Consider the following 655-nt stretch of genomic DNA (forward strand, 5'->3'; position numbering starts at 1 on the left):
AATCCGGCAAAATATCTGAACTCAACCTTGTGATAAAAACCGATGTTGCAGGTTCTTGCGAGGCACTCGCAGAGTCTTTGACCAACCTTTCAAACAACGAAGTGAAAATCAAAATTGTTCGCAAAGGCGTTGGCGCAATTAACGACGACGACGTGCGTTTAGCTTCCATTTCCAATGCAATTATAGTTGCCTTCCATTTAATGCCATCTCATTCCATAAGAGAACTTGCGGAGCAAGAGGGTGTTGAAATTAAAACCTACCGCGTTATATACGATGTTATAGAAGAAATAAAGGGCGCAATAGAAGGCTTGCTAAAACCTGTTAATAAAGAAGAAGTAACAGGCGAGGCAGAAATTCGCCAGGTGTTCAAAATACCAAAAGTTGGCTTGATTGCCGGCTGCATGGTAAAAAGCGGCGAAGTGGATAGAGAATCTCAAGTTCGCGTTTACAGAGATGGCGTTGAGCTTGGCTTAACAAAGGTTCAGTCTCTAAAACGCGTGAAAGACGATGTTTCTTCTGTTAAAACCGGACTTGAATGCGGCATTGGTCTTAGAGGCTACGATAATATAGAAGAAGGCGATGTGCTGATATTCTTTAAACAAGTATCCGTTGCCCGTACGTTGGCAGATGTAGCCATGGAAAACAAATGAGCATA

At 42.4% G+C, this 655-nt stretch carries 1 protein-coding gene; it reads left to right on the top strand.

The features are described 5' to 3' along the window. The coding region (locus tag ACYVRA_RS08010; protein ID WP_461252206.1) for a translation initiation factor IF-2 at positions 1-650 on the top strand (650 nt) is incomplete at its 5' end. Positions 651-655 lie beyond the last annotated feature (5 nt).

This window comes from Treponema sp. R8-4-B8 (assembly GCF_054786175.1).